The sequence below is a fragment of the Gordonia sp. IEGM753 genome (assembly GCF_050321825.1).
Lineage (GTDB): Bacteria > Pseudomonadota > Gammaproteobacteria > Pseudomonadales > Pseudomonadaceae > Aquipseudomonas.
The window spans coordinates 46,445-63,501 of the sequence record NZ_JBNQGB010000008.1 but is presented as its reverse complement, the minus strand read 5'-3'; the positions used below and the strand labels follow the sequence as shown (position 1 = coordinate 63,501).

Here is a 17,057-nt window from a genome sequence, read left to right as displayed (position 1 = left end):
CGTAGGCCATTTCCTAAGTTGTATTTCGGTACTCTACTCGGCCATGCCTCTCGGAGAGAATCCCCGGCCGCCCCTCCTGTAGAGAATTGCCGATGTTCAATCCAGTCAACGAACCTCCATTTCGTCTGGATATAGCAGGTCTGCCCGATGCCTTCGAAGTGCTGGCCTTTACCGGTAGAGAAGCGATAAGCGAGCCGTTTTTATTCGATGTCGATCTGCTTATCGAGGACCCGACGCTAGACCTTGCCAGCCTGTTGTACCGGTTCGCGTCGTTGCACTTCGGGCCGTCAGGAAACGTCGTCCACGGGCAACTGCAGCAGCTTGTTCAGCGTAACCCTGGCGGCAGTGATCGACGTTGCCGTGTGCAGTTGCGGCCGAAACTGGCCTGCCTGGCCCAGCGCTTCAGCCAGCGTATTTTCAGCGCACTTACAGTGCCGCAGATCCTCGACCAATTGCTGCTCGAGCATGGCATTGTCGACAGCGCTCGGCGTTTTCAACTGAGTGGCGAATACCTGCCCCGTAACTTCTGTACGCAATATCGGGAATCGGACCTGCAGTTTTTGCAGCGGCTGTGCGCTCAGGAGCGGCTGCATTACTACTTCGAGCATCAGGCGCACAGACACTGCGTGGTGTTCGGTGAGCGCCCTGAACATTTTCGCACGCTAGAACCTGCCGTGTTCCAGGCCACCGAAGGGCCGCCTGCGGTGCGCCAGCTTGGGTATCGACACAGGCCACACCACACTCACAATGTGGAAGGTCGTTCGGACCTGCCAACACTGCGCAGCGGTCACTTGATGCCGCTGACGGGGCATCCGGTGCCTGAGTGCAATGACCTGTGGTTACTGACTCACATTGAGCATTCTGGCTGTCGGCAATCAGCCAATCCTTACAGCAACCAGCTACGCGCCATCCATGGTTGCGAGCAATTCTGGCCCTCGCAACCGGCAACAAAACCGCTGATGCACAGCCCGCAACGGGCCTGGGTAGTCGACGTGGATGAGCCGCATCCTGATCCGGCGAGGCACGTTGCCGTGCAGTTCGACTGGCTCTATCAAGGGGAGGGTGCGACGCCTAGCCATTGTTGGCTAGCGCTGGATGAATCACTGGATTGTGCAGGCAGCGAGCCGTTGATCGCGGGTACCGAGGTGGTGGTGAAGTTCATCGGGGGCGATCCCGATCAGCCGCTCATTACCGGTTTTCTACACGTTGCGACGTGTGTTGAAAAAACACAAAAGGCGAGGCCTCAGATTGCACATCCGCTGACTGTGGATTTGCAGGCGCTGCTGCGCTCGGGTGAGCCGCTGATGCTGATTTGTCTGCTGCCCGGTGGTGGCAGTTTCAGTCACTGCCCTCGTTCCTTTTGCGCCTGCCGCTTGGTGACAGGGCATGACCAGAACGGTGCCGCATGAGCGCCGCCGTACCGCAATGGTTGCTGATGGATGTGCCGGGGACATCGTTGGCGGGCTTGAGGTTGCCGCACGCATTTGACCAAGTGCCAAGGTTTTGGTTGTTCGAAGGCACAGAGTTTCATTTGTTGCGAGAACAAGGTCCGCAACTGATAGACCTTAGGTCCAGTCCGGCACTGGTTGAGTCATGCCACAGCGAACAGCATCTGTGGCGTGGTCTTCTGGTGGTCAGCAAGGCTCCGGCGTCACAGTTGCTGGCGCATTTTCGGCGAATGCTCATGGTCATGCCCGGCCTGCATCATCGGGCCTTGTTGAGTTATTACAGCCCGTACACCGCCAGCTATTTTTTTGATGCCTGCAATGCGTTGGAGTTGAGCCGATGGTTGGGGCCGATCAATCAGTTGCGCTGGTTTGGCGGAACCTGGGCCGATCACGCGCTCGGCAGCCAGTGTTGGCAACAGTTGAGCAACCCGGGGCTCGCCGTCAGCCCATTGGAAATCGAAGAAAGTCTAAGCCCCAGGCAACTGGAAAAACTGCAAACCTGCCTGTTGGAACACCACGCCTGGCGTTGGAGCGAATCTACGGGGACCGATTACAACTGCTTGTGGTCCCATGTTCAGGAAGGGCTAGCACTGGGGTTTAGCGAACGGCCGGCGCTTGATGGCTGGCTATGGCTACGTTTGCAGCACCCCGGCGCACTGCCTGCCCGGACGTTACCTGGACTGACCCAGCAGGAACGTCTCGATGCCTTGCGTTACCTGTGGCAGAACAACCAACCCTGAGCGCGAGGTTTCACCTTGATGGCTAACAAAGTCCGGCGACTGTTCAAACTGGCAATCGGCGGTTTTTTGCTGGCTGTCATGACGGCATGCTCGCCGCTGAAAATGCTTAACGCCTTCACCCCCGACGGCACCTTCGACAAAACCGAAGGCATAGCCTACGGCAGCGACCCGCGACAAAAACTCGATGTTTACGTGCCGCGCCATCCCATGCAAAACGCGCCGGTGGTGGTGTTTTTCTATGGCGGTAGCTGGAACAGCGGTTCACGCGGTGATTACAGTTTTGTCGGCGAGGCGCTGGCGTCGCGGGGAATCGTTGCCGTGCTGGCTGATTATCGGTTGTACCCGCAAGTTCGTTATCCGACGTTTCTTGAAGACAACGCCAAAGCCGTGGCCTGGACCCACGACCACATCAGCCAATTCTCTGGTAATCCGCAGCGCTTGTACTTGATGGGCCACAGTTCCGGGGCCTATAACGCCTCGATGCTGGCGCTCGATCCCAGCGTGCTCGGGGCGGTGGGCATGTCGCCGCACGACCTCAGCGGATGGATCGGATTGGCCGGGCCTTACGACTTTTTACCTATCGAAAACCGGGACGTGCGCCCGGTGTTTTTCTGGCCGGATTCGCCCCCCTTATCACAACCGATCAACCACGTGAGTCGCGGTGCGCCACCGGCCTTGTTGATGGCTTCACGCGACGACAACCTGGTTAATCCGACCCGCAATACCGGTGGCCTGGCGCGCAAACTGCGCGAGGCCGGAGTGCCCGTTCAAGACCTGTATTTTTCGCGCACCAACCACGCCACGCTAGTGGCCACATTGTCGCGACCCTTGCGCCGTTTGGCGCCGGTACTGGATGAGGTCGAAGGGTTCATTAAAACCACGCCGACTCAGTGAGCCTTGCCGGCAAACCAGCCGTCGTTGTTGCGCAATTGCCAGGCGAAAGCACCCAGCGTCAGGCTGCGCAGCACCATGAACAGCAGGAAGGTTATCCACAGTCCATGATTGCCCAAACCTTGTAGCGCCCAGGCGCACGGCAGCAGCATTATCACGCTCAGCAGCATGCCATTGCGCATTTCACGCGCCCGGGTAGCGCCGATGAACAGCCCGTCGAGCAGGTAGCTCCACACCGCAATCAGCGGCAGTGCGGCGAGGTAGGGCAGGTAGGCGAACGCGGTATCACGCACGCTCTGGATGTCGGTTTGCATCTCGATAAACAGGTGTCCGGCGAACAGGAAAAGCGCAGCAAAACCCAGGCTCGCGAGCAGCGACCAGCCACACGCAACTACCAGGGAGCGGCGCAGGGCTTCGCGGTCGCGAGCCCCGATGGCGTGGCCGCACAGCGCTTCTACCGCGTGAGCAAGTCCATCCAGTGCGTGGGCGGTCAGCAGCAGGCCATTGAGCAACAGCGCATTGGCCGCGACGGTTGCATCTCCAAGCCGCGCACCTTGCACCGTGATCAAGAAAAACACCGATTGCAGCGCGAGGCTGCGAATGAAGATGTCTCTATTTACCGCCAGCAGTGGGCGCCAGTTCTGCCACATCGCTAACGCCGCCCAGAGAATATGACCCGGATAAGCGCGCAGGGCCTTGCGAGTCAGCAGCAGGCCGATCACGGCACCGGTCCATTCCGCGATGACTGAAGCCCGGGCGGCGCCGACCACGCCCCATTCCAGACCGAGGACAAACCACAGGTTAAGTGCAATGTTAACCAGGTTGGTGCTCAGCAGAATCGCCAGCGGCGCACGAGCGTTTTGCGTGCCGAGGAACCAGCCGACCAGCGCATAACTGGCCAGCGCTGCCGGCAAGCCGAACAGTCGTGTATGGAAGAATTCGCGGGTGAGCTGATCAAGCTCCGCCGACGGTTGCATGAAATGCAGTGCTACGCCGCTGAGTGGAACGCCTAAGGCGCCCAACACTATCGCCAGCCCCATCGCCAGCAACAGGCCCTGCAGCAATATCTGCCGCAATGCCGCACCGTCGCCGCGCCCGGCAGCCTGCGCGGCAAAACCAGTGGTGCCCATGCGCAGAAAACCCATGCCCCAGGCCAGAAACGTGTACAGGCTGGCGCCAACGGCAACGGCGCCCAGTTGATGGGCATGGGGCAAATGGCCGATCACCGTGCTGTCGACCAGGGCCACCAGCGGTACGGAAATGTTCGACAGAATCATCGGTGCGGCGAGCGCCCAGACCCTGCGGTGGGTTGAGCGGTCGCGCCAGTCGGCAATCAGCTTGGACATGCAGGCTCCTTCAGGAGCGGGCATTGTAGCGGGACAAGGGAGCGTCGTTTTAATGAATAATCCAGCTCAACAGCCACAACCCCAGCATCAGCCAGATAATCCCCATGATGATCGATGCATTCATGAACGCCCGAATCGCCGACCACAGCAGCATCAGGCCAAGAATCAACGCGATGATGCTGATGATCGATGTGTCCATTCCCAGCGCTCTGGACAAGCCCTCGACAAAATTACCGCCCGCATGGCTTAGCAGATTGAACAGGCCGCTGAGGCCATCAACGATGAAGCGGATCACCGAGCCAAGCGCTTGGCCGAGCCATTCGAAAAAGCTTTCTACCTGCATGTCGTGGATGTCCTGATGGAAGTGATTGAGCCTTGGGCCATTGATCACAGTGGCGAGTTCCCTGCGAGGCCCGCAACGCTGGGATCTTTTGATTATGGTGCAAAGAGGTGCGCCGCAGCGAGACACTTGCCTTCGCCCCTCATCCCCCCGAAGCTATACGCCTTCAGGAGAGCCCGATGAACCTTGTTGAACTGACCGAACGCCTGCACGCCATCCGAGATCGCAATGACTGGCGGCAATTTCACAGCCCGAAGAACCTGGCCATGGCCGCAAGCGTGGAAATGTCTGAGCTGGTGGAAATTTTCCAGTGGCTGAGCGAAGACCAGTCACGGCAGTTGCCGGCCGACAAACTCGCGCATGCCGGTCAGGAAGTCGGCGACATCGTGCTTTATCTATTGCTGCTGTGCAGCGAGTTGGGGTTGGACATGAATGAAGTGGTACGCAGCAAACTCGCAGACAGCGAACGGCGGTTCAGCTGATGAGCGACCGTCATTTCGATCAGTTGGCAACGCGTTTCGCCGAAAAAATCTACGGCGGAGCCAAGGGCGCCATTCGTCTGGCAGTGCTTCAGGCCGACCTGGCGGAAACCTTGCCAGACCGGCCATTGCGCGTGCTGGACATCGGCGCTGGCCTGGGCCACATGTCGCTTTGGCTGGCTGAACGCGGGCATCAGGTGACCTTGGCTGAGCCCGCCGAGCCGATGCTTGACGGTGCGCGCCAGCGTTTCGCCGATGCCGGGCAAACGGCGACGTTTATTCAGGCTCCATGGCAAGACCTGCTGGGGCAACTGACCGAACCTTACGACCTGGTGCTGTGCCACGCCGTGTTGGAGTGGCTGGCTGAGCCGCATGCGATTCTGCCGGTGCTGCACCAACTGACCCAACCGGATGGCTGGTTGTCCCTGGCCTTCTACAACCGGGACGCGCTGATCTATCGCAACCTGCTCAAAGGCCACTTCCGCAAAATGCGCAAGAACGACATGGCCGGCGAGAAGCAAAGCCTCACGCCGCAACAGCCACTTGATCCGCGTGAACTCGCGGCGCAACTTGAGGGCCTGTGGCGGGTCGAAACTCAAAGTGGAGTGAGGGTTTTTCACGATTACATGCCGGTGGAATTCCAGGCCCGCGCCGAACTGATGGATTTGCTCGAAATGGAACTCGCTTACCGTCGCCACCCAAGCTTTGCCGGGCTAGGGCGTTATTTGCACTGGATCTGTCGGCCGGTCTGATCGGAGCATGCTATGAAAAGTCGTTCAGGGTTATTGATCATCTGTCTGGGGTTGGCGGCCTGCCAGGGCAGCAACCCGTATGTGGCGACGTCCAATCCCTTGCCGCCGGCGCCTCCTCAAGCGGCCAATACCTTTGACCGCAGCGCGTACCCGGCGCCGCCACGTGACTATGGCCGTTACCGCAGTTGGGCCTGGTTGAACGGACGCCTGCCGCCAGGAACGGCCTGGGCGGATTCGGCTCAAGTTGCGGAAGCGGTGAGCAATGCCCTCGATCAACGCGGCCTGCGCCCGCTGCATGACAATCGCCCGGCCGACCTGTTTGTCAGTGCCGACCTGCGCCTGGAAACGCGCTTGCGCCAGGTTCAGGACGACTACGGTTATTACGGCGGCGGCTATGGTGGCTACAACCGTTACGGCGGTGTGTACAACACGGTGCCCATCGTGCGGACTTATCAGGAACAAGTCGTGGTGGTGCGGGTAGACATGTTCGACGCGGGCACCGGCCAACCGGTGTGGAGCGCCAGTGCTGAAACCAGCAACAAGGGCAATCAGAGCGAGCGAGCCGACGCGATTCGAGAGGCTGTGGAAAAGGCAATGTCGGCGTATCCTCCCAGTTAGCTTCTGTAGATAAGAAGCATTTCGCAGGTTCATGTCTTCAATCGGAGAAATATCATGTTCCGCCGTCTCGCATTACTGGCCATGGCTGCGCTGCTCAGTGCTTGCGCCTCCAACCAGGTCAATCATGACTTCGACGCCAGCCGCGATTTTGCGGCCTACCGCAGTTGGAGCTGGAAAGAACCCGCGCTGCAATATCGCCCTGATGACCCGCGTATCAAGAGTGACCTGACCGAACAACGCATCCGCCAATCGGTGGCCGATCAACTCGATCAACGAGGCCTGCGTCCGGCCGCTGCGGGTGCCAAGGGTGACGTGTATGTACAGACCTACCTGATCATTGAGGAACGTCAGCAACAAGTGACGACCAACTATGGCGGCGGTTGGGGTGGCCCATGGAATGGTTATTGGGGTGGTCCGATGTACAACGAAACCCGCAACGTCAGCTACAAAGTCGCCACCATCCAGATCGATTTGCTGGATGGCAAGGACGGCAAACTGGTATGGCGTGGCAGCGACGAGCAAATGCTCGCCAGCACCCCCAATCCAACGGATCGCAGCAATGCCGTGCGCGAAACCGTCACCCGGATATTGGCTAACTACCCGCCAAGATAAGCGATAACCCGCTGTAGGCGCCTGGCTTGCCAGCGATGGCGCCCGCGAAATCGCGATCAACGGCAAGCCGCTGGCGCCAGGTTTTTTTGCCCGCAATAGCGAGTTGCCAGCAACCTGGCAAACCCTTGTCTACACTGTTTCTCACCTAAGGAGCTCGTCCTCGGCACTGTGCCGGCAAAGGAGTGCGCGATGTCGCAATGCTTGCAGTTTCGTGGCCCGACCCGGCAGCGCGGAGCTATCGGTTTGATAGCCGCGCTGACATTGGGGCTGGCGATGATGTTCATGCTGCTGGTGGTTGATAGCGGCAGGCTTTACATGGAACAGCGCAGGTTGCAACGCGTCGCTGATGTTGCTGCATTGGAGGCCGTCAGCCGCAACGGTGACTGTTTACCAGGCTTGAGTGCTGCCGGATATGCCACCCAAAGTGCGGTGCGCAACAGCTTCACGGTCGGTGTCGACAGTACGCTGACAGTCAGTTGTGGGACCCTGCAGACGGGTGCCGACAACCTTCGCGCGTTCGTGCTCAACCCGGCAAAAAAAGACGCGATCAAAGTTATTGCGGCGCGCAATATCACCACCAGCCTGGCATCAGGCATTGGGGCGTTGATGTCTGGCGGCCCCGTCAGCCTGACAACCCGACTCAGCGCCACTGCTGTCGCCGCAAGCCCTCTGGCGCCCGTTGCGCAGTTAAGCATTCGCAGTACCTTGGTCGATGTCAACTTGCTCAATCCGCTGTTTAGCGCGCTGCTCGGCAGTTCTGTCAATCTAAGCGTTGCGAGCTGGAATGGCTTGGTGGGAGCCAATATCAATTTGCTCAGTTACCTGGATCAATTGGCGATCGACCTGCATGTAACGGCGGGTGATTACGACCAGTTGCTGCAGACCAACGCGACCGTCGGGCAATTGATCAAAGCCGCAGCCACCGTTGCACAACTGAACGGTGCGACTGCCGACGTACTGGCAGGGCTAAATTCGCTGGTCACGGCGGCTGTCAGTCCGGTCAAACTGCATTTGGGCGATCTGTTGGCCTTGCAGACGGGCGGACCTTCTTCCGGTCTCGATGCTGATTTGAATGCGCTGCAATTGGTCCAGGCGTTCGTGCAGTTGGCTAACAGCAAGGGTGCCGTAGCGGCAACGCTGCCGGTCAATCTATTAGGCTTGGGCCTCGGTGCGACGGCCTCAATCAAGGTCATAGAACCGCCGCAATTTTCAGTGGTAGGCAACCCTGCATTGGCAAGACTTGCGCCGCTTGGGACAAACCGAATTTATGTACGCACGGCGCAGGTGCGGGTGTTGGTTCAGTTGGACCTGTCACTCGTCACCAATTTGATTGGCCTCGTAACGGGCACATTGTCGGTAGTGACGGGTTTGCTGGGTCTTGATTTGCAGGTGTTGCCGAGCCCCAATCTGGACGTCAGCCTTGAAGCGGGCGGTGGCAACAGCTATGTCACCGATTACACCTGCGTCAGCGACACCAACAAAAGTCTGGTCGTGAGTGCGACAACATCGGTCGCCACCCTGCGGGTCGGCAAGCTCAATTCCGATTGGGCGTCATCGACAGCACCACTGAGTGTCACGCCGATCACCTTGCTTGATATCGGTCAAAAACCATGTGGCAGTTGCGCGCGTATTCCATTTGCCGGAGGCGGTGCCGATCTGATGATCAACAGCCCCGCATTACAAACCACCGACAACCACACCTTTATGAACCCGTCGCAAGTCGGGCAGCCTCCCGTGTCGCCCTACACGCTGAGCGCATCGAACGCAATTGCGGGTCTGTCCCAGGCAGTCAGCGGCATTCAGCTGACGGTGCACGCCCCGACATTCAACCCCGGAGCTTTACTGCAGGTTCTTTTCAATACACTGCTGGGGTTGGTGAATGGTGTACTGGCACTGCTGACCAATACCTTGAGTTCAATACTCAGTCCATTGCTGGACAATCTGCTGAATAATGTTTTGAAAACCTTGGGGATCAATGTCGGAACCATTCAGGTCGACGCCAACCTCACCTGCGGACAACTCGGCAAAGCTTACCTGGTGATTTAAGCGTCAACCATGATTGGCAACTCGATACAAAACCGCGCGCCCTCGGCCGAGTTGCTGACGCTCAGTCGGCCGCCCATGTTCTCGATGATGCCGTAGCTCACGGAGAGTCCCAGACCGGTGCCGACGCCCACTGGTTTGGTGGTGAAGAACGGTTCGAAAATCTTCTCCAGCAGCCTTGGATCAATGCCGCCGCCGTTGTCCTCGACCCACAGGCGCACCGAGTGTTCATCACGTTCGGCCTGTACCGAGATCCACGGTTTGAACTCGCGGTCGGCTTCGCGTTTGCCCAACAACGCATCCCGCGCATTCACCATCAAATTGATCAACACCTGCTCCAGTTGATCGACATAACCGCGCACCTGCACTTCAAAACAGGCCTCGCCGACCCGCAGATCAACGCCTTTGCCGCGCATGCCATCGGCCAGCAACGACAGGGTGCCTTCAATGGCTTGCAGTGGATTGAAGGGGTGTTGTTCGATCTCTGAACGGCGTCCGAACACGCGCATGTGATCCACCACTCGCGCCGCGCGTTGCACCTGTGAGTCAATGCGATTGAGCTTGTCGGTCAGGTAGTCGATTTGCACATCACCGTTACTCAAACGCTTGAGTACGTTGACGATGGCCATGCGCATCACGTTCAGCGGCTGGTTGATTTCATGCGCAAGACCGGTGGCCATTTCGCCGAGGGTGGCCATTTTTGCGCTCTGGGTCAGCTGCTGCTGCGAGCGTCGGACTTCAGTGTTGTCGCGGCCCACCGCTTGAACTTCAAGCAATCGACCTTGCTCATCGAACATCCCGCGATCCGACCAGATCCACCAGGCGTTTTCGCGCCCTGGCAGTTGCAGGTTGATTTCTGCAGTGCTGACCGGTGTTTCCGGGGTCAGTTGGTCGAGGCGCTGCAGAAACGCTTCACGTTGTTCTTGCGACATCCAACTGCCCAGGTTCACGCCAGGTAGTTGTTCGGGAAGGCTTTCCAGATAGTTTGCCAAGGGCCGATTGCCGAACGTTAGCGTCAGGTCGGGGCGATAACGGCAGATCATTGCCGGCGAGTCCTCTACCAGAATCCGGTAGCGCTCCTCACTCTGCTTCACCTGCTCGGCGGCCAGCGTCGCCTCGGTCACGTCCAGCCATAGCCCGACCGCTTCGACTGGCAGGCCGAGGTCGTCACGCAGCAATTTGGCTTCATCGAGCAGCCAGTGGTAGTCACCGCGATTGTCACGCATGCGATAGCGCGCTCGCACCGAGCCTTCGCGCAACAGGCGCCGGGTGCGTTCGAAATACTCGTCGCGATCCTCAGGATGTACCCGTTCAACGAGTGCCCCGTTGGCGCAGTCGGCCAGCGTCCAGCCCAGCAATGGCAGCAAGCTGTCGCTGAAAAATGTCGGTTGCAAGGCACCTTCAACGTAGCGCTGTACGTAGATCACCGCAGGCGAGCTGGCGATCAGGTTATCCAGACGGGCATGCGCCGTCGCGGCGTTCTGTTCCTGATTTTTGATGTCGCTGATGTCGAGCATGAAGCCGACCAGGCGTCGCTGTTTGCCCATTCCCAGCGCCTGGCCTTGCACGCGATACCAGAGCGGCATTGATGCCGTGTCCGGCCGATTCAGACGTACACACACCAGCAACTCAGTGCCTTCGTTTTGCAAGGCTTGCAACCGACTTTTCAGCTCTTCACGGTCGGCGGGGTGTATTTGATCCAGCCATTCGTGCAGCGGCAAACGCGCACTCGCAAGGGTCAGGGAGTCGGCCAGCGAAGGCGCCAGTTGCACGTGGGAAGTGTCAGCAAAAAACTCCCACCAACCGGTGCCGAGCAGTGCTTGCAACGACTCCAGCCGTTCCAGTTGCAGATGATTCTGGTGCTCGCGTAAACGCGCAAGCAACGGGCCGGCGAGGGCGGCGGTGAGTTGCAACCAGTCACGCTCACTCTGGTCGGCGGCTTGTTGCTGTGAGGGGTAAAAACCACACAGCAACCAGGCGACCACACCTTGAGCGTCGTGATAGGGCACGGCAAAACCTTCGGCATTGCCGAACGTACTTTGCAACCTTGGATGGGCTCCCACGATAAGTTGTTGAGGGGCCGAGCCGTTCAAGCTGTCCAAGCCTGTACCGAGGTGCTGGCTGCGTTGCCACAACTGTGGCGCATCATGCGCGGCGTAATGCTGATGAACCTGCCAGCCTTCCTCCTGCTCATCGAGCAAGGCCATCGCAATACACGGGATGTGAAAACGCTGGGCCAGCGCCTGCAATTGTTCGATGAGCACATCGGGCAGGCGTGCGAGGCTGCACTGGCGCAACTGTTCGCTGATGTGAGAGGCGAGCAACTGACATTGTTCACGGTTGCGTGACTGGCGGCGTTCGAGCAACAAATCACCGACGTCCAGTAACTGCATCAACCAGGTTTCGGCGAGTGGCTGAACCCATCCGCGCAGGTGCAGCGGTTGTCCGCCAGGGCTGTAAAAATCCAGGTCCAGGTTCTGCCCCTGCCAGTCGGCAGGCACACCTTCAACAGTCAGTGCGCTATGCGGCATGAGCAAATCGAGCAGATGTGGAGAGTGGGCTGCGGGCATCTGCTGGACCAGCAGGTGACGCAACGGGCCGCTCATATGAAGTACCAGGCCTTGGGCATCAAGGTACAGCTGCAAGCCGACACTTTGTACGCTCAGCGGCACAGGTGCTTGCGCCGGCGTTGGCGGTTGACGATTGAGCAAGCGCCCGAAGAGTGTATCCCCGGACTTCAAAACTGCAGGCTCGACTGGGCGCTGAGCGTGGTGGGTAAATTGGGCACCGGGCCTATCCCCGGCAGCACCAGCGAGGGCAGCACTTGATTCAACTTGCTGCTGGGATAGTCGATACGCACCGTCAAAATCCCATTCGCGTAAACAGCCGAGGTATCGCTGGCGACACTGAATTTCAACGAGGCAGGAATCCATGACAAAAGCTGGGTCAGCACATCGGTCGCACGTTGTTCCACCACTTGTTTGTAACCGGTAACAGTCGGGTCTACGGCCACTCCGCGCCGGACAGCTTCGGCGGTCGACTCGTTAAACGACTGCATCAGCAACAACGGCAAGCTGTAGCTGATAATGCCGTACAACACCGCAAAAAAAATCACGAACACCAAGGCGAACTCTATCGCCACGGCACCTTTTTGCTTACGGGGGAGGCCGGTTTTCATGTGTGCGTCTACCCTGACATTCACAACGTAATATCAGCATAGAATCATTCAGCCAAAACGGACGTTTTTTACCGAATGCACAGCTTTTTTCTGGTGATCTGGTTGACGCTATGCGCGGCGCAAGATGCTCGAGAACGACACATCGCCAACGTTCTGACATTGGGCGCAGGCGCGTTGGCGCTGGCCTATATGTTATGGACCTCAAGTACATGGTTGGGCGCCGAGGCCCGGCAAGGTGGCGTTGCTTTTCTGACAGCGCTGGCCTTCACGCTACCGGGTTACTGGATGAGGCGTTTAGGTGCCGGCGATGTGAAATTAATGACAGCTTTAGGACTTGCGACAGACGGTATGCACGTCTTGGGTACATTTATCGGCGCAGGGTTGAGCAGTGTCCTTTGGTTAGTTATCGCGCCAAAAGTCTGGCCTTATATGAGTCAGTCACTTAGAGCGCGTTTGCGTTATATGGAACCGAAGTTGTCAAAAAAGCAGCCATTTGCACCGTTTGTTTTAATAGGGTTTTTGCTCACGCTCGGTTGGATCCATTAGTCGCCAAGTGCGCTGCGCCCTCTATACATAGTTAAAAAGTGCGTCTACTTTCAAATCAGCAGTTAAACAGCCTGTGGCTGTGACTAAAGGAATGGTCAGCGTTGACCCGGGCATGGAGTAGCGTGTGAATAAGATTTCTTCGGCAATAAAGGTCCTTATCGTCGACGATCACTCGTTAATCGTCGAAGAGCTTACCGAGTTCCTCGAAAGTAGCGGCTATCGTTGTGTTCCTTGTACTTCCAGCGAAGAAGCGATTGAGTCTTTCAGCGAAGATCAGAGCATTGGTCTGGTGCTGTGTGACTTTCACATGCCCGACATGGACGGTATCCAGCTCGTCCAGCATTTGCGGCGTTTATGCGGTAAACAACGCGTATTCGAAGCCATCATGTTGACCGGCCGGGCGGATAAACAGGACGTGATCAAAGCGCTGCGTGCAGGCTTCGCTGATTACTATCAGAAGCCCATTGACCTGGACGAATTGCTGGAAGGTCTGCATCGCCAGGAAGTGGCGTTGCAGGACCGACAAAAGAGCTTGCAGTTAGGGCATTTGAATCAGAAGTTGCAATACCTCTCGGAGTCGATCGACGACCTTTATCAAGACCTGGACAAAGCTCGGCGTCATCCGCAATCAGCGGGAGCGTCGGACGCCAGCGATAGCGAAATAAGTGACGCGGATCGTGCGGAAATGCCGGCGATTTTCAATCAATTGTCTCCCAGGCAGTTGGACGTGGCACGCCTGGTCGGTAAGGGACAGACTAACTATCAAATAGCCTGTGAGTTGGGCATCACCGAGAACACGGTGAAGTTGTATGTGTCGCAGGTTTTGCGATTGACACATATGCACAATCGCACGCAGCTGGCGCTGGCGTTATCGCCGAGTAATTCTGGATTGCGGCAGCGGGTTACTGCGCATTAAGATTTTCGGCGACTGTTTCAAACGCCTGCTTACCGGCGATGACATCCTCAAAATCGCCATCGCTGGCAAGCCAGGCTCCTACAGGGGAACTCGTTAAACCTTCAACCGGGTTTCTACAGGGGCCTTGTTAAACCTTCAAATAGGCTGTGTTTAAGAGGCGGTTGTAGGACCGATGTGAGATTACATTGGCGTGCGCCGTTGCCTACAAAGATTAAACCTACCCCTGTGACGAGAGAGCTTGCTCGTGTTGGGTCGCGAAGCGGCCCCAAAAGGTATCGCTACGCAGTCCAACGGGAGCAAGCTCCCTTGCCACAAAGAAAAAGTGACAGCAGCGTATTCGCGCCATCCGCCATCTCACTTGCTCTCCATTTGCCCGCCCGCGTCCTGCTCGTAAAACTCCGGAATGTCGTGTTCGTAATTTTTCAGCCAGCGTTGCATGGCCTTTTCGCGTTCTGCAGCAGTGGCGGTCTGGGGGGTGGTGGAGGCAGCCTGATTACGGCTTTGCAGCACCAGCCAGCCTTCGGTTTCCTTTTGTTGCAGCGAAGACGGGCCGTCGTCGATGGCCAGTGCGGGAAAGCTCAGCAGGCTCAAGCAACACACGATTATCAGCTTCATGATTGTTTCTCCTGCGAGGCTACGGAATAAGCTCGGTGACTGCAGCGACCTGGCCGCTGGTTGAAGGATGAGGTCTGGCCGGGGCCTTCAGGTTTTCGGCGCGGGACTTGGCGTCGCTGAATTGTTCCGGGCTCAATCCGGCGCGACTGACCACTTCAGCGGCTTGCTGCCAGTTGTCCTGATAAATCAGCAGCGACACCAGATTCACCGCCGCCAACTGATCGGCCTGTTTCAATTCCATGGCTGTCAGGAATTCGAAACGCGCATCGTCCAGGCGAAGTTGATTGAGATAGACCACGCCCAGGTCATTGCGGATTTTTTCGTCGGTGGGCGACAGGCGCGCCGCGCGTTGCAGGTGTGCCTGGGCCTGACCGTTATCGCCTCGTGCGGCGGCCAACTGTCCCAGCCCATGTTCGGCTTCTGCTGCGCGGCAGGTGCCGAGCAAGCTGCGATACAGAGGCTCGGCCTCGCTGCGCCCCAGCAAGCGGTAAACCCGGGCCTTGCGCAAGCGCACATCCGCCAGGTTATCGGGCAGGTTTTGCAGGTTGGCGAGGCTGGCGTGCAGCTTGCCGTCCTTGGCCATGTCATCGGCCAGGTTGAGCGCCAGCTCTTGATCGGCGCTAGGTTTGGCACAACTGGCCGAGGAGGTGAGGGCCGACCACGGCGCCTGACCATTGGTGGCACAACCGCTCAGCATCAGCAGGCTCAGGGCAGCAAACAATACTTTCATCAGGAACCTCTTCAGGACGCGAAAGCGCGGGCAATGGCGATAAAACCGGGCCCGGCCAAAACAATCAGCAAGGCTGGAAACAGAAACAACATCATCACTACCGACATCTTCGCCGACATTTTCGAGATGTATTCCTGCAGGCCGGTCAGGCGTCGGTCATCCAGTAACTGCTTGAGCGTAAGCAGCGATTTCATCGCTCCGCCGCCCTGCTGAATAAGCTGCTGAAGGATGACGCAGGTGTCGGTGAACTCGTCGATGGCCAGCACATTGGCGGCCTGGTTCAGTTCTTGCCCCAACTCCAGTCCAGAGTCGACCCGGGCCAGAATCAGAGTCAGTTCCTGGGTTGTCTGCGGCAATAATTGTCGGGCTTCAGTGCTTAGCACGCGTAAGGATTGCTCCACTGCCATCCCTGACTCGAACAAGATTCGCAGCAGCGGAATCAGCGTGGAGATTTCTACGGCGATTTGTTTCTGACGTCGTTTGGCCGCGTAGGCGAGCACCCTTTTGGGGAGCAGATAGCCGATGCCCAGCGCAAAGAAAGGGGCGATCCAATGGTTTTTTACCTGAGGGTAAAACAGCTCCTGAACGAGGATGACCAAACCGACGGCCAGCAACGGAGTGCCGATCTGTAATGCGGCATACATCGAGCGCTGCCGGGCTCGGCGCCATCCCAAGCGGTTGAGTAGCACTTGGGTTTCATTGTCGAGGCTGACCGTGCGCTGTCCCAATTTGCTGTCGCCAATCACGCGTAGCCATTGACCCAATCGGCTGCTGCGTACCATCTGGCCTTGAAGTCGCTGGGTGACCTGACGCTCGCGCTTGTGTCGCTCTAACAAATTGGCCAGCACCAGCGCCAATGCGCCGATCAACAGCAGCGAACTCAACATCAGCGCATTGGCCATCTCAAATGCTCCGCAACATGCGCCACAGCGCCAGGCAGCCGAAAATTTCCAGGCAGGCTGCGGTGATCAGCAAGTGTCGCCCGCTTGCGTCATGCCACATCCCGAGCATGTAACCGGGATTGGTCAGCATGAAATAGCTGACCAGAATCACCGGTAACGAGCCCAGAACCCAAGCGGTCAAGCGGGTTTCACCGGTCAGTGCGCGCAATTGGCGAGCGCCTTGTTCGCGCTCTCGAATCAGCTTGATAAGGTTTTCCAGCAGTTCGCTCGCGTTGCCGCCGTATCGATGGTTGACCTTCAACCCGAGGGCAAACATGCGCAGTTCATCCTGATCGTACAGCTCGGCAAAATCGTTCACTGCGTCCGGCAAATTGACCCCCAGTTGAACGTTGCGCTGGATGCGTCCCATGGCGGTTTTGAGCGGGTCTTCGCTGGCTTCGATGCCGCCCAGCACTGCATCCGCCAGGGTCCGACCGGATTTGAGGCTGCGGATCGCGTGGTCCAGCAGTGGCGGTAATTGTTCGATGATGCGTTGCAGGCGCTGCCGATAGCGCCATGAAACAAAAACCCGCAAGACCAGCGGCGGCAGCACCGCGAGTATCAGCAAACCTCGCCACCCGGCAATCGCGTACCCCAGCAGCATGGCGGTCGCCCACAGCGCCAGCCAAATCCCCAGCCGCTCGGTGGGACGGCCGAGGCCGGCGCGCAGGAACGCTCGCTCCAGTCCGGTCCATGAGGTCTTGACCGGGGCCAGCTCCGGTTGGCCTTGGGCAAGTCGTGCGAGCACACGCTCGCTGCCGGTTTTGCGAATGCCCTGGTAAAACAGGCGAACCGAAAATGCCAGCAGCAACAGGCACATCAGGCACAGCAACAGAGGGCCGAACATGGGTAGGCACCTCGC

Annotated in this window: 18 protein-coding genes; 10 read left to right on the top strand and 8 right to left on the bottom strand. The window is 58.2% G+C overall.

Translation table 11 applies throughout. The features are described 5' to 3' along the window. Positions 1–92: 92 nt before the first annotated feature. The 3 genes from ACQR3R_RS27555 to ACQR3R_RS27545 are packed head-to-tail and all read left to right on the top strand — an operon-like array spanning position 93 to position 3,082. Complete coding sequence (locus ACQR3R_RS27555) at positions 93–1,409, top strand: contractile injection system protein, VgrG/Pvc8 family (RefSeq protein ID WP_428277345.1); 1,317 nt, start codon at positions 93–95, stop codon at positions 1,407–1,409. Further along, positions 1,406–2,188, top strand: a complete 783-nt coding sequence (locus ACQR3R_RS27550; protein WP_428277343.1) for a DUF4123 domain-containing protein — start codon at positions 1,406–1,408, stop codon at positions 2,186–2,188. The genes ACQR3R_RS27555 and ACQR3R_RS27550 overlap by 4 nt, the downstream gene beginning before the upstream one ends. Before the next feature lie 18 nt (positions 2,189–2,206). Beyond that, positions 2,207–3,082 (top strand): alpha/beta hydrolase fold domain-containing protein, encoded by an 876-nt coding sequence (locus ACQR3R_RS27545; protein ID WP_428277341.1) that lies wholly within the window; start codon positions 2,207–2,209, stop codon positions 3,080–3,082. On the opposite strand, the gene ACQR3R_RS27540 is transcribed toward ACQR3R_RS27545, so the two are convergent. Both ACQR3R_RS27540 and ACQR3R_RS27535 read right to left on the bottom strand, forming a co-directional pair. Next, entirely contained in the window at positions 3,076–4,425 is a 1,350-nt protein-coding gene (locus tag ACQR3R_RS27540) for an MATE family efflux transporter (RefSeq protein ID WP_428277339.1), read from the bottom strand. The genes ACQR3R_RS27545 and ACQR3R_RS27540 overlap by 7 nt on opposite strands. A gap of 49 nt (positions 4,426–4,474) precedes the next feature. After that, positions 4,475–4,816, bottom strand: a complete 342-nt coding sequence (locus ACQR3R_RS27535; RefSeq protein ID WP_428277337.1) for a hypothetical protein — start codon at positions 4,814–4,816, stop codon at positions 4,475–4,477. 128 nt (positions 4,817–4,944) lie between these two features. Here ACQR3R_RS27535 and ACQR3R_RS27530 point away from each other — a divergent pair, with 128 nt between their 5' ends. The 5 genes from ACQR3R_RS27530 to ACQR3R_RS27510 all read left to right on the top strand — a co-directional run bounded on the left by ACQR3R_RS27530 (position 4,945) and on the right by ACQR3R_RS27510 (position 9,272). Next, positions 4,945–5,247: a MazG-like family protein gene (locus ACQR3R_RS27530; protein WP_017336358.1), complete on the top strand. Its 303-nt coding sequence runs from the start codon at positions 4,945–4,947 to the stop codon at positions 5,245–5,247. Further along, a complete protein-coding gene (locus ACQR3R_RS27525) occupies positions 5,247–5,996 on the top strand; it encodes a methyltransferase domain-containing protein (RefSeq protein WP_428277335.1) in 750 nt (249 codons plus the stop codon). The genes ACQR3R_RS27530 and ACQR3R_RS27525 overlap by 1 nt, the downstream gene beginning before the upstream one ends. A gap of 12 nt (positions 5,997–6,008) precedes the next feature. Then, positions 6,009–6,614, top strand: coding sequence for a DUF4136 domain-containing protein (locus ACQR3R_RS27520; protein ID WP_428277333.1), 606 nt, complete (start codon positions 6,009–6,011; stop codon positions 6,612–6,614). Positions 6,615–6,668: 54 nt separating this feature from the next. Then, complete coding sequence (locus ACQR3R_RS27515; protein WP_428277331.1) at positions 6,669–7,226, top strand: DUF4136 domain-containing protein; 558 nt, start codon at positions 6,669–6,671, stop codon at positions 7,224–7,226. 189 nt (positions 7,227–7,415) lie between these two features. Next, positions 7,416–9,272 carry a pilus assembly protein TadG-related protein gene (locus ACQR3R_RS27510; RefSeq protein WP_428277329.1) on the top strand — a complete coding sequence of 619 codons (1,857 nt, stop codon included), beginning with the start codon at positions 7,416–7,418 and terminating at the stop codon, positions 9,270–9,272. Here the strand turns inward: ACQR3R_RS27510 and ACQR3R_RS27505 are convergent. Further along, positions 9,269–12,010, bottom strand: coding sequence for an ATP-binding protein (locus ACQR3R_RS27505; protein WP_428277327.1), 2,742 nt, complete (start codon positions 12,008–12,010; stop codon positions 9,269–9,271). The genes ACQR3R_RS27510 and ACQR3R_RS27505 overlap by 4 nt on opposite strands. Beyond that, the gene (locus tag ACQR3R_RS27500) at positions 12,007–12,447 is read right to left on the bottom strand and encodes a TadE/TadG family type IV pilus assembly protein (protein ID WP_428277325.1); all 441 of its coding nucleotides are present in this window, start codon (positions 12,445–12,447) and stop codon (positions 12,007–12,009) included. Before ACQR3R_RS27500 ends, ACQR3R_RS27505 begins: the two co-directional genes overlap by 4 nt. Before the next feature lie 75 nt (positions 12,448–12,522). Between ACQR3R_RS27500 and ACQR3R_RS27495 the strand changes: the two genes are divergently transcribed. Both ACQR3R_RS27495 and ACQR3R_RS27490 read left to right on the top strand, forming a co-directional pair. Next, positions 12,523–12,993 (top strand): prepilin peptidase, encoded by a 471-nt coding sequence (locus ACQR3R_RS27495; RefSeq protein WP_428277323.1) that lies wholly within the window; start codon positions 12,523–12,525, stop codon positions 12,991–12,993. 124 nt (positions 12,994–13,117) lie between these two features. Then, positions 13,118–13,909, top strand: a complete 792-nt coding sequence (locus tag ACQR3R_RS27490) for a response regulator (RefSeq protein ID WP_428277321.1) — start codon at positions 13,118–13,120, stop codon at positions 13,907–13,909. A 354-nt stretch (positions 13,910–14,263) separates the two neighbouring features. On the opposite strand, the gene ACQR3R_RS27485 is transcribed toward ACQR3R_RS27490, so the two are convergent. Genes ACQR3R_RS27485 through ACQR3R_RS27470 form a run of 4 tightly spaced genes read right to left on the bottom strand, consistent with a single transcriptional unit; the run spans position 14,264 to position 17,042 of the window. Beyond that, positions 14,264–14,524: a DUF3613 domain-containing protein gene (locus ACQR3R_RS27485; RefSeq protein WP_428277319.1), complete on the bottom strand. Its 261-nt coding sequence runs from the start codon at positions 14,522–14,524 to the stop codon at positions 14,264–14,266. A gap of 19 nt (positions 14,525–14,543) precedes the next feature. Next, the gene (locus ACQR3R_RS27480) at positions 14,544–15,254 is read right to left on the bottom strand and encodes a hypothetical protein (protein WP_428277317.1); all 711 of its coding nucleotides are present in this window, start codon (positions 15,252–15,254) and stop codon (positions 14,544–14,546) included. Between the two features lie 11 nt (positions 15,255–15,265). Then, positions 15,266–16,156 (bottom strand): type II secretion system F family protein, encoded by an 891-nt coding sequence (locus tag ACQR3R_RS27475; protein ID WP_428277315.1) that lies wholly within the window; start codon positions 16,154–16,156, stop codon positions 15,266–15,268. A 1-nt stretch (position 16,157) separates the two neighbouring features. After that, positions 16,158–17,042: a type II secretion system F family protein gene (locus ACQR3R_RS27470; protein WP_428277313.1), complete on the bottom strand. Its 885-nt coding sequence runs from the start codon at positions 17,040–17,042 to the stop codon at positions 16,158–16,160. Positions 17,043–17,057 lie beyond the last annotated feature (15 nt).

Excerpts from the sequence above, each read along its gene's own strand:
- ACQR3R_RS27470 (WP_428277313.1), bottom strand. The coding sequence starts at position 17,042 with ATGTTCGGCCCTCTGTTGCTGTGCCTGATGTGCCTGTTGCTGCTGGCA.
- ACQR3R_RS27495 (WP_428277323.1), top strand. The coding sequence starts at position 12,523 with ATGCACAGCTTTTTTCTGGTGATCTGGTTGACGCTATGCGCGGCGCAA.
- ACQR3R_RS27475 (WP_428277315.1), bottom strand. The coding sequence starts at position 16,156 with ATGGCCAATGCGCTGATGTTGAGTTCGCTGCTGTTGATCGGCGCATTG.
- ACQR3R_RS27540 (WP_428277339.1), bottom strand. The coding sequence starts at position 4,425 with ATGTCCAAGCTGATTGCCGACTGGCGCGACCGCTCAACCCACCGCAGG.
- ACQR3R_RS27530 (WP_017336358.1), top strand. The coding sequence starts at position 4,945 with ATGAACCTTGTTGAACTGACCGAACGCCTGCACGCCATCCGAGATCGC.
- ACQR3R_RS27485 (WP_428277319.1), bottom strand. The coding sequence starts at position 14,524 with ATGAAGCTGATAATCGTGTGTTGCTTGAGCCTGCTGAGCTTTCCCGCA.
- ACQR3R_RS27525 (WP_428277335.1), top strand. The coding sequence starts at position 5,247 with ATGAGCGACCGTCATTTCGATCAGTTGGCAACGCGTTTCGCCGAAAAA.
- ACQR3R_RS27510 (WP_428277329.1), top strand. The coding sequence starts at position 7,416 with ATGTCGCAATGCTTGCAGTTTCGTGGCCCGACCCGGCAGCGCGGAGCT.
- ACQR3R_RS27480 (WP_428277317.1), bottom strand. The coding sequence starts at position 15,254 with ATGAAAGTATTGTTTGCTGCCCTGAGCCTGCTGATGCTGAGCGGTTGT.
- ACQR3R_RS27545 (WP_428277341.1), top strand. The coding sequence starts at position 2,207 with ATGGCTAACAAAGTCCGGCGACTGTTCAAACTGGCAATCGGCGGTTTT.
- ACQR3R_RS27550 (WP_428277343.1), top strand. The coding sequence starts at position 1,406 with ATGAGCGCCGCCGTACCGCAATGGTTGCTGATGGATGTGCCGGGGACA.
- ACQR3R_RS27555 (WP_428277345.1), top strand. The coding sequence starts at position 93 with ATGTTCAATCCAGTCAACGAACCTCCATTTCGTCTGGATATAGCAGGT.
- ACQR3R_RS27520 (WP_428277333.1), top strand. The coding sequence starts at position 6,009 with ATGAAAAGTCGTTCAGGGTTATTGATCATCTGTCTGGGGTTGGCGGCC.
- ACQR3R_RS27515 (WP_428277331.1), top strand. The coding sequence starts at position 6,669 with ATGTTCCGCCGTCTCGCATTACTGGCCATGGCTGCGCTGCTCAGTGCT.
- ACQR3R_RS27500 (WP_428277325.1), bottom strand. The coding sequence starts at position 12,447 with ATGAAAACCGGCCTCCCCCGTAAGCAAAAAGGTGCCGTGGCGATAGAG.